This window comes from Pseudomonas sp., from assembly GCF_049590575.1.
Classification (GTDB): Bacteria; Pseudomonadota; Gammaproteobacteria; order Pseudomonadales; family Pseudomonadaceae; genus Aquipseudomonas.
The window spans coordinates 1-10837 of the sequence record NZ_JBAWDE010000389.1; the positions used below are offsets into that span (position 1 = coordinate 1).

7 protein-coding genes and 1 pseudogene are annotated in these 10837 nt (G+C 63.6%); 3 read left to right on the forward strand and 5 right to left on the reverse strand.

All coding sequences use genetic code 11. The features are described 5' to 3' along the window. Window positions 1-216 (forward strand): annotated as a pseudogene (locus WBR57_RS27010) (hypothetical protein); the annotation flags it as partial. An 87-nt stretch (window positions 217-303) separates the two neighbouring features. Then, a complete protein-coding gene (csrA, locus tag WBR57_RS27015) occupies window positions 304-507 on the forward strand; it encodes a carbon storage regulator CsrA (RefSeq protein ID WP_424088199.1) in 204 nt (67 codons plus the stop codon). A gap of 9 nt (window positions 508-516) precedes the next feature. Here csrA and WBR57_RS27020 read toward each other — a convergent pair whose 3' ends face one another. From WBR57_RS27020 to WBR57_RS27035, 4 genes are all read right to left on the reverse strand, one after another. Further along, window positions 517-744 (reverse strand): YheU family protein, encoded by a 228-nt coding sequence (locus tag WBR57_RS27020; protein WP_003192759.1) that lies wholly within the window; start codon window positions 742-744, stop codon window positions 517-519. A gap of 75 nt (window positions 745-819) precedes the next feature. Further along, window positions 820-2004 carry an osmoprotectant NAGGN system M42 family peptidase gene (locus WBR57_RS27025; protein ID WP_424088201.1) on the reverse strand — a complete coding sequence of 395 codons (1185 nt, stop codon included), beginning with the start codon at window positions 2002-2004 and terminating at the stop codon, window positions 820-822. A 24-nt stretch (window positions 2005-2028) separates the two neighbouring features. Next, complete coding sequence (gene ngg / locus WBR57_RS27030) at window positions 2029-3774, reverse strand: N-acetylglutaminylglutamine synthetase (RefSeq protein WP_424088203.1); 1746 nt, start codon at window positions 3772-3774, stop codon at window positions 2029-2031. Between the two features lie 3 nt (window positions 3775-3777). Next, window positions 3778-5550 (reverse strand): N-acetylglutaminylglutamine amidotransferase, encoded by a 1773-nt coding sequence (locus tag WBR57_RS27035; protein ID WP_424088205.1) that lies wholly within the window; start codon window positions 5548-5550, stop codon window positions 3778-3780. Window positions 5551-5791: 241 nt separating this feature from the next. Between WBR57_RS27035 and WBR57_RS27040 the strand changes: the two genes are divergently transcribed. Then, on the forward strand, window positions 5792-10192 hold the full coding sequence (locus WBR57_RS27040; RefSeq protein WP_424088207.1) for an NEL-type E3 ubiquitin ligase domain-containing protein: 4401 nt from the start codon (window positions 5792-5794) through the stop codon (window positions 10190-10192). A 3-nt stretch (window positions 10193-10195) separates the two neighbouring features. Here the strand turns inward: WBR57_RS27040 and mnmC are convergent. Continuing rightward, on the reverse strand, window positions 10196-10837 hold a 642-nt coding region (gene mnmC / locus WBR57_RS27045; protein ID WP_424088209.1), incomplete at its 5' end, for an FAD-dependent 5-carboxymethylaminomethyl-2-thiouridine(34) oxidoreductase MnmC.

Consider the following 10837-nt stretch of genomic DNA (forward strand, 5'->3'; position numbering starts at 1 on the left):
GCGGCCCGCTTCGTGCTGCCTGTTTTCGGGCACACCGAGCGTGAGCGAGGTGCCGAGTGGTGGGGCAAGAGCCTTTTGGTTACTTTTGGGCTCCTTTCAAAAGTGACTCGCCGTAAGGGCGAAACCAATACCCGCCATCACCCAAAAAACGGATATGCCCCCCAACACTCCCCAAAACCCACCCCTGTCTGTCAGGCAAATTACCTGCCCACGTAGTCCCCGCCTGATTTCCCCGCAAGCCATTGTCGCTCCCAGCCTAAGCGAGCATGGTCAAGGTCCTGTCACCGAAAAAAGGACAACCCCATGCTGGTCTTAAGCCGCGCCATAGGCGAAGTCATCTCCATCGGCGATGACATCGCCGTGCACATCCTGGAAGTAAACGGCAGCCAAGTGAAATTCGGCGTCGAAGCCCCCTCCGGGGTGCGCGTTCACCGTACCGAGATCTACGAAAAAATCCTTCAACGCCAAGGCCCCGCCACCCATCCGGTAGCCGTGCCCAATCCCTGAAAAAACCACTCAGTCAAACAGGTGCTTGGGCACGTCGTGCTTGAGCATCAACTGACACTGCTCGCTTTCCGGGTCGAACACGATCAGCGCCTGGCCCTTGGTCAGCGCCTGGCGCACGCGCAGTACGCGGGTTTCCAGGGGCGTGTCGTCGCCATTGTCGGTGCCGTCGCGGGTCACGAAGTCTTCGATGAGGCGGGTCAGGGTGTCGACTTCAAGTGCGTCGTAGGGAATCAGCATACAAGCCTCAAATAGAGAATCCCGGCGATGCTACTGCGCCGGGATCATTGTTGCCAGCATCAGGCGTTGCCGCCGTCAGGACTTCTGGCCGACCAGGCTGTCCACCGACGGCACTCGGGTGTCGCTTTCCATCTGGGTTTCGTGCTCGATCTGATGACTGAAGCGGTCGAGTGAACCCTGGGCCGGCTGCGCATCACTGGCAAATACCGGCGGGCTGAGGATGTACGCGCCCAACAGGCGGCTCAGGGCGGCCAGGCTGTCGATATGGGTGCGTTCGTAGCCATGGGTCGCATCGCAGCCGAACGCCAGCAGGGCGGTGCGGATGTCGTGGCCGGCGGTGACCGCCGAGTGGGCGTCGCTGAAGTAATAGCGGAACAGGTCGCGACGCACCGGCAGCTCGTTTTCCGCAGCCAGGCGCAGCAGATGTCGCGACAGGTGATAGTCGTACGGCCCGCCGGAATCCTGCATCGCCACGCTCACCGCATGCTCGCTGGAATGTTGGCCGGGGGCGACCGGCGCAATGTCGATGCCGACAAACTCACTGACGTCCCAGGGCAGGGCGGCCGCGGCGCCGCTGCCGGTCTCTTCGGTGATGGTGAACAGCGGGTGGCAGTCAATCAGCAAGGGTTCGCCGCTGTCGATGATCGCCTTGAGTGCGGCGAGCAGGGCCGCGACGCCGGCTTTGTCGTCGAGGTGGCGGGCGCTGATATGCCCGCTTTCGGTGAATTCGGGCAGTGGGTCGAACGCCACGTAGTCACCGATGCTGATCCCCAGGGAATCGCAGTCGGCACGCGTCGCGCAGTAGGCGTCCAGGCGCAACTCCACGTGGTCCCAGCTCACCGGCATTTCATCCACGGCAGTGTTGAACGCGTGCCCCGAGGCCATCAGCGGCAGCACGCTGCCACGGATCACGCCGTTGTCGGTAAACAGGCTGACGCGGCTGCCTTCGGCAAAGCGGCTCGACCAGCAACCCACCGGTGCCAGGCTCAGGCGGCCATTGTCCTTGACCGCACGCACCGCGGCGCCAATGGTGTCCAAGTGCGCAGATACCGCACGGTCGGGGCTGTTTTTTTGACCCTTGAGCGTGGCGCGGATGGTGCCGCGCCGGGTCATTTCAAAGGGGATGCCGAGTTCTTCGAGACGCTCGGCGACATAGCGCACGATGGTGTCGGTAAAACCGGTAGGGCTGGGAATGGCGAGCATTTCCAGCAGGACTTTTTGCAGGTAGTTGAGATCCGGTTCTGGGATGGTTCGGCTCATAAAGACTCCTAGGGTTCGGATCGATCAGGCAGTCGGCTGACTGTGGGGAAACAACAGATCGACAAACTTTTCCGCAGTCGGCTGCGGGTCATGGTTGGCCAGGCCGGCGCGTTCGTTGGCTTCGATAAACACATACTCGGGTTGGTCGGCGGCGGGTACCATCAGGTCCAGGCCCACCATCGGGATATCGAGGGCGCGGGCTGCGCGCACGGCTGCGTCGACCAGCGTGGGGTGGAGGATCGCGGTGACGTCCTCCAGGCAACCGCCGGTGTGCAGGTTGGCGGTGCGGCGCACGGCCAGGGTCTGGCCACGCGGCAGGATGCTGTCGTAGTCGTAGCCGGCGGCGTGCAGGGTGCGCTCGGTTTCAGCGTCGACCGGGATTTTGCTTTCGCCGTCGGTCGCGGCCTGGCGGCGGCGACTCTGGGCTTCGATCAGCGCACGGATGGAATGCTGGCCGTCGCCGGTGACTTCGGCGGGGCGACGAATCGCGGCGGCGACCACCTCGAAACCAATCACCAGGATGCGCAGGTCCAGGCCCTCGTGGAAGCTCTCGAGCAACACGCGGCTGTCGAATTGACGCGCCGCCTCGATTGCCTGCTGCACCTCTTCGATGCTTTGCAAATCCACCGCCACGCCCTGGCCTTGTTCGCCATCGAGCGGCTTGACCACGATGCGCTGGTGCTCGTCGAGGAACTCAAGATTGTCGTCGGCGCTGCCCGCCAGCTGCTGCGCGGGCAATTTCAAACCGGCGCCTTTGAGCACTTTGTGGGTCAGGCTTTTGTCCTGGCACAGGGTCATGCTGATCGCGCTGGTCAGGTCGCTCAGTGATTCACGGCAACGCACGCGGCGTCCACCATGGCTGAGGGTGAACAACCCGGCATCCGCGTCATCCACCTGCACATCGATCCCGCGCCGATGCGCCTCTTCGACAATGATTCGCGCATAGGGGTTGAACCCTGCCTGCGGGCCCGGGCCGAGGAACAACGGCTGGTTGATGCCGTTCTTGCGCTTGATCGCGAAGGTGGTCAGCGCACGGAAGCCGAGCTTGGCATACAGGCTCTTGGCCTGGCGGTTATCGTGCAGCACCGACAGGTCGAGGTAGCTCAGGCCACGGCTCATAAAGTGCTCGACCAAGTGGCGCACCAATACTTCGCCGACGCCGGGGCGGGTGCACTGCGGGTCCACCGCCAGGCACCACAGGCTGCAACCGTTTTCCGGGTCCTGGAAAGCTTTCTGGTGGTTGAGGCCCATCACGCTGCCGATCACCGCGCCGCTGTCTTCGTCTTCGGCCAGCCAGTAGACCGGGCCGCCGGCGTGGCGCGGGGTCAGGCGTTCGGCGTCGACCGGCAGCATGCCGCGGCCCTGGTAGAGCAGGTTGACCGCCTGCCAGTCGGCTTCGGTCTGCACGCGGCGAATACGAAAGCCGCGAAACACTCGAGTGGCCGGGCGGTAGTCGCTGAACCACAGGCGCAAGGTGTCGGACGGGTCAAGGAACAGCTGCTGCGGATCGATGCCGAGGATCTGCTGCGGCGCCGCCACGTACAGCGCGATGTCACGCTCGCCGGGCTGTTCGTTGAGCAGCTCCTGGGCCAGGCTGGCCGGGTCCGGGAAGGTATGGCCGATCAACAACCGGCCCCAGCCGCAGTGCACGGCAATCGGCTCGGCGGCCAGTGGGCTGCCATCTTCGGCCAGGCGCGCCTGCAGGCGTTCATAGGTCGGCGCCTGGCCTTTGAGCAGGCGTTGGCTGTAAGCCGCTGCGAGGGGTTTCATCAATCAGATTCCTTGTTCGCTGAGCCACAGGTTCAGCGCCGCCAGTTGCCACAGCTTGGAGCCGCGCAGCGGGGTCAGTTGGCCTTGCGGGTCGGTCAGCAAGCGGTCGAGCATGGCCGGGTTGAACAGGCCGCGATCCTGGCTCGGGTCCAGCAGCAGCTCGCGTACCCAGTTGAGGGTGTCGCCTTGCAAATGCTTGAGGCCGGGGACCGGGAAGTAGCCTTTCTTGCGGTCGATGACTTCGCTCGGGATCACCCGGCGCGCCGCTTCTTTTAGCACCTGCTTGCCGCCATCGGGCAATTTGAATTTGCCCGGCACGCGCGCCGACAGTTCCACCAGGCGGTAGTCCAGAAACGGCGTACGCGCTTCCAGGCCCCAGGCCATGGTCATGTTGTCGACGCGTTTGACCGGGTCGTCGACCAGCATCACGGTGCTGTCCAGGCGCAGGGCCTTGTCGACGGCGGCATCCGCACCGGGCATGGCGAAATGCTCGCGCACAAAGTCACCGGCGGCGTCGTTGGCGGTCAGCCATTTAGGCGCGACGGTGGCGGCGTAGTCGTCATAGCTGCGGTCGAAGAACGCTTCGCGGTAAGCGGCGTATGGATCGCTGGCACCGTCGACTTGCGGGTACCAATGGTAGCCGGCGAACAGTTCGTCGGCGCCCTGGCCGCTCTGCACCACTTTGCAATGCTTGGCCACTTCCCGCGACAGCAGGTAGAAGGCGATGCAGTCGTGGCTGACCATCGGTTCGCTCATGGCGCGGAAGGCGGCCGGCAGTTGCTCGATGATCTCACTTTCGGCGATACGCAACTGGTGATGGCGTGTGCCGTAGTGCTTGGCGATCAGGTCCGAGTACTGGAACTCGTTGCCGGCCTCGCCACCGGCGTCTTCAAAACCGATGGAGAAGGTCGACAGGTCCTGCACGCCGACTTCACGCAGCAGGCCGACGAGCATGCTCGAATCGACACCGCCGGAGAGCAGCACGCCGACATCCACGGCGGCGCGTTGGCGAATCGCCACGGCTTCGCGGGTGCTGTCGAGCACGCGGTCGGTCCAGTCTTCCAGGCTCAGGTTTTTTTCATCGTCATGCGGGCCGTAGGGCAGGGTCCACCAGGTTTTCTGTTCGGTGTTGCCCTCGGCGTCGATACGCATCCAGCTGGCTGGCGGCAGTTTTTCGATACCTGCCAGCAAGGTGCGCGGCGCCGGTACCACGGCGTGGAAATTCAAGTAGTGATTGAGTGCCACCGGATCGAGGATCGGGTTGATATCGCCACCCTTGAGCAGCGCCGGCAGTGCCGACGCAAAACGCAGGCGCTGCCCGGTGCGCGACAGGTACAACGGTTTCACACCCAGGCGGTCACGGGCGATAAACAGGCGCTGGGCGTCACGTTCCCAGACGGCAAACGCAAACATGCCATTGAGCTTGGGTAGCAGTGCCTCGCCCCAGGCGTGGTAGCCCTTGAGCAGCACTTCGGTGTCGCCACCGGAGTAGAAGGCGTAGCCCAGGGCTTCCAGCTCTTCACGCAATTCCGGGAAGTTGTAGATCGCGCCGTTGAACGCCAGGGACAGCCCCAATTGGGCGTCGACCATCGGCTGGGCGGAACCGTCCGACAGGTCCATGATTTTCAGGCGTCGATGGCCCAGGGCAATCGGCCCTTGGGCGTGGAAGCCCCATGCGTCAGGGCCTCGCGGGGCGAGGTGATGGGTGATTCGTTCCACAGCTGCCAGGTCGGCAGGTTGGTGATCAAAGCGTAACTCGCCAGCTAATCCGCACATATATTCCTTACCGGTTTTTCCGTTGGGGAGAGTCGAGAACTGCCGCACCAGAACGGCGGCTACCCAGAAACTGACACGCTGAGATTGGTGGAGTTTTAGAACAATCAGTTATAAGCAGGTTCGGCAAGGGTGCGGCTTGGCCAGCAAGTGACGGATGGGCAGGTGCCAAATAGTTACCTGAACCCGGCCCAGGCCGCTGGTTACTGTGGCGGCTTCCCTCCTGCGCAAAAGGACATTGTCGATGCCGGACCCCGTGGTTTCCCCGCCTGCCCAACTCACCCCGCACCAGCTGTCTGCCGCGCTGCTGGAATTGACCGGCGACCTGGACAAGGCCGAGGTTTTGCAACAGCGCATGCCTGCCTGGCTGCTCAAGGCCAAACCTGAATTGCTCGAGCAGTTGCAGAAAGTCCACGCGATGGCCGGGTATCAAGAGCCCAAGGTGGAAATGATCCTGCGGCGCATCAAAAGCCTGGAGGTGTTTTGCGCCGAGGCGCTCAGCGATGGCCTCACGCGACGGTTTGGCGTGACGTTGAACGTCAAACGCGATTACTTGTGGATGCCGTGGGTCAGGCTGAAGCTCACGTCTGCTTCGTTCCCTATCCACACCGCCAAAACGATGATCGAAACGCGCACGCTGCTGCAGGCGGCGATGCAGAATTTCGCCGAAGCGGAAGCCTTGCCGGAAGGCAGCAACGTGCGCCGCGGCGACACCGATGGCGTGGTCTCGCAGCTCAGTGCTTCGGCGTTCAGCGCATTCTGCCGTGAGCTGGACTTGGGACGTCGCTACCAAGCGCACCTGCACAGCGCGCTGAACCAGGCGCGGCCGCTCGCCGATGAACCGCGGCACAACGCCGACGCTCAGGACATCAAGCAGCTCAAAGCCTATGACATGGCGATTGATGTCTACCTGGCCTACCTGCGCGGTCATTTGAGCGAGCCGTCCTTCAAGTTGCTACTGACCTTTACCCGCCAGGGCCCCAATCTGACCAGGGCCAGCATGCTGAGTGAGAAATATGGCGACAAACCGTTGCTCTGGCAGGGGCTGGATGTGCATGACGCGTGTCTATGGGGTGTGGTGGTGTTTTCCCAGGACCCGATCGACACGCACCCGCACACCCGCTGCATCGTCTACATGCCGGGCGAGCCCCATCGGCCGCTGTTCGAATACCCCACCTTCGCCGAGTTCCAGCTCTACCTGACGTTGAAGCTGCAGGTGAAAGGTTATGCGGAGTTCTTCGCGCGTTATCTGGATGAAGAATCGCGCACGGATTTTCTCAGTCGCTTCAACACAGACAAGACCTTGGGGCCGATCAAGCCGTTGGCGATCAACACCGGGCTGTTCCAGTTCTTTTTCAATAGTTTTATCGGCAAGTTGCAGAAAGACAGTCGGGTACTGGCGGTGCCCACCCGTGATGTGGACCAGACGGTGCGCGACCAACGCAATGAACGCTACCTGTCCGCCGGTTTGGACCTGCTGAATATTGCCGGCTTTTTTGTGCCGGTGATTGGGCAACTGATGATGGGCGTGGCGATCGGGCAAATGCTCGGTGAGATCTATGACGGGGTAGAGGATTGGCGCCATGACGACCGCCACGCCGCCTTGTCGCACCTGCGCAATGTGGTTGAAAGCGTGGCGTCGATGGCGGCGTTCGCGGTGGGCGGCAAAGTCGTCGGGGCGGTGCGTCGCACCGTCGGTGAGCACCTTGAGTATTGGGAGAATTTCGAAGCCGCGCAAAGCAGTGATGGCAAGCGCCGTCTGTGGCGCTCCACTCTGCGGCCGTACGCGCGGGCATTCACTGGCGATCAGCCTGACGCGCTGGGGATGCAGTGGCACGAGGGGCAGCCGTGGATCAAGATCGATGGCCGGCCCTATGCGGTGCGCTACGACGCTGCTGCGCAGCAGTGGCGCATCCAGCACCCTCAGCGCGCTACGGCCTTTGCCCCGCCCTTGAGCCATAACGGCGCCGGGGGCTGGCGGGCGCTGCATGAATCTGCGCAGCGCTGGACTAACGGCCTCTACGGCCTGCGCCGCCTGGACCCACGCCTGAGTGCCGTGGATGACCGGCGCCTGGAACAGACATTGCTGGGCTGTGACCTGCGTCTGGCGCAGATTCGGCTGTGGGTGCAGGACAACCTCACGCTGCCTGCACGTGTGCAAGACCATATTGTGCGTTCAGGCCTGGACCAGAACATCAGCGACCTGATCTGGCGCCTGGAAAAGCGTCAGCCGTTCACGGCCGACAACCTTGCCTTGCAGTTGGAGGCCGTGCCGATGATGCCGGGCTGGCCGCGTGGCCGCTACCTGGAAGTGCTGGACGCGGGCGGTGACGTGGTGGCCAGGTACCCGAACGAAGCGCGCACCGACAGCGAACTGAGCGTGGTCGTCACCCATGAGCAGTCGCAGGACGGCGAGGTCCTGGTAGCGGCAGCCGAGGGCCTGTATTCAAGCGAACTGGAGGCCGTGCTGGGCGCCGCGCCTGCCGCCGGTGAAACCAATGGCGAAGCACTGGCGCGGCGGTTGGCGAGCACCTTGAGCCTGGATCGAAAGCCGCTGTTCGACCGGCTTTACAGGGCCTATGACCAGCCCGTGGGCCCTGAGCAAACCCGGTTGATCGCCAGCGTGCCGGGGCTGCCGGCCAAGGTCGCCGAGGAACTGATCGACACTGCCAGCAGCGTCGATAGGATTTACCTACGGGATTCGCGCCGAGTCCCGTTCACGTTGCGCCAGGCGGCGCGGGAGACCGCGGCGCAGATCCAGCGCGAACGGCTGAATGCGCCGCCAACCGAACCCGTCACCCCTGCCGTGGCCTGCATGGCTGCCGACCCGCCGCAGCCTGCCGAGCCTACGCGCGCGCAACGCGGGATGATTCGCAAGCTGCGCGACCTGTACCCGTTTTTCAGTGAGTCCGAGGCACAGCAATTGCTCGACAGCCTGGGCAGCGATGATCTGCAACGTGCCAGGGCGGTACGTTTGCGCCAACAGCAACTGGCGAAGCTGGACGGCTTGCTCAAGGCCTGGACCCAGCAGGACGCAGAGATGAAAAAGCTCCCGGGCCGCCTCGACGACTATCGCCACAGCCGCCGCCAGGTCGCGATGAAACTGCGCAGTGCCTGGCGGCATCAGACGCGTTTGCCCAACGCGGCGCGGGTCTCGGTCTATAGCTTGCGGCTGGACGATATGCGTGTGGGCAAACTACCGGGGCTGCCGGCCGACATCGACTTCGGCCATGTGCAGCAGTTGTCCATGAAAAACATGGCGCTGGACAACGACGTGGCGTATTTCCTCAAGGCATTCAAGGGCCTGCGTTCGCTGAACATCGACAACAACCAGCTGACCTGGCTGCCGGAGGTGGTGTCCCACATGCCCTCCCTGGAGCGCTTGAGCCTGGCGCACAACCGCATCAATCTCACCGACGCCACTACCCGCAAGCTGCAAGCCATGAGCGGCCTGCGCAGTCTCGACCTGAGCAGCAACCCATTGGGCGAAACCCCTTCGGTCAGCCAGATGAACCACCTGCAATCGTTGAATCTGCGCGACACCCGCGCCCGCGAATTGCCCGAAGGCCTGTTGAGCCGCCTGCACCTGGAGGACGCCAATCTGCGCGAAAACAACATTGTCGAGCTGCCCTCGCAGCTGTTCACGGCACCGGTGGCGGTCACTGGGAGCATCAACCTACGGCTTAACCCGATATCAGCGCGGAGTCGCCAGGCCCTTGACGAATACCGGCGACGCACCGGCGTTGGCATGGGGTTGCAGGAGGACGATATTCCCCTGATGAGCGAGCAGCGTTCGCGCCAAGCCTGGCTGGAAGGGCGCACGGCGGTCGACTACCTGCGGCGCGAGGCGACCTGGGATGTGCTCAAGGATGATTGGCAGTCTGCGGATTTTTTTGCGGTGCTGCGCCAAATGGTCAACACCCCGCAATACCGTCAAGTGCGCAGCGATTTGGTCCGCCGGGTGTGGCGGGTGATCGACGCAGCGGCCGAGGATGCCGAGCTGCGCCAGCTGCTGTTTTCCCTGGCCAGGGGCGAGCCCAACTGCGTGGATGCGGCGGCCTACAGCTTCAGTGAAATGGAGGTCACGGTGATGCTGGACAAAGCCATGAAGGAGGCGGGTGTGAGCAAGCCCAGCGTCGCGACATTGCTGAAACTTGGGCGCGGGTTATTTCGGCTGGAGCAGCTGGACAGCATTTCCGATGTGTACAGCCGGCGTAAAAATATTACCGATCAACTGGCGGTGCGCCTGGTGTACCGCAGCGGGCTGGCCAAGACCCTGGATTTGCCGGGGCAGCCGGAAAGCATTACCTATCGCGAGGTGGGCGGGGTGACCCAGGAGGACCTTGCCGAGGCGATCACCCAGGTCACCACGCGGGAGATGTCCTCTGACCTGGCCCGTTTTCTGGCGCGGCAAGGGTTCTGGCTGGAGTACCTCAAGCAACAGTTTTCCGCAGAATTCAGCCTGGTACGGCAGATGTATGAAACCCGCCAAGCGGCGTTGGACAGCACCAGCAGGGCCTATGAAACCTCGCTGAGCAAAGTGCTGAGCGACCACCAGCAGGCCCGCGACCAACTGGTGGAACGCCTGACCCGCACGGTGTTGCAGGACGCCGAAACCCCGCTGGCCCTGGAATGCCCGGCGTGAGGCTCAGGCCTTGCCGCGAATCAGCCCGCGCACGGCAAAACGGTTCGGGTGACAGGCCTCGGCTACGCTGCGCGGCAGTGGCAGCGGTTCGTTGTCCAGCCACGCCGCGAGCAATTCACCGGACAGTGGCGCGGTGATCAGCCCTCGCGAGCCGTGGCCACTGTTGACGTACAGCCCGTCAAGCCAAGGGCAGGGGCTGTCCGGGACCTGGCGCGCGTCCTTGCTCAACACGTTGTAGGTCGTGAGGAAGGCCTGCGGGTCAGCCAGCGGGCCGACGATGGGCAGGTAGTCGGGGCTGGTGCAGCGGAAGGCGGCGCGGCCCTGGAGCTGTTCGGGGTCGAGCTGGTCGGCGTGCAGGCGTTGACGCAGGTCCGGGGAGATTTCTTCGAGCAGCGCCAGGTTGTCCGCATGGTCGGCGGCGTTGGGCGTGAGGTCCAAGCTCTTGAAGTCGAAGCTCGCGCCCAGGGTGTGTTCGCCCTGGCGTGCCGGGGCGACATAGCCCTCGGCGCACACCACGGTGGCCAGCGCCTGGCTCGCCTCAGTCTGCGGCAAGCGAGTGATCTGCCCGCGAATGCGCTTGAGCGGCAGGTCGGCACTCGCCGCGAAGCGTTTGACCTCGGCGGCGCCGGCCAGCACCACCACCGG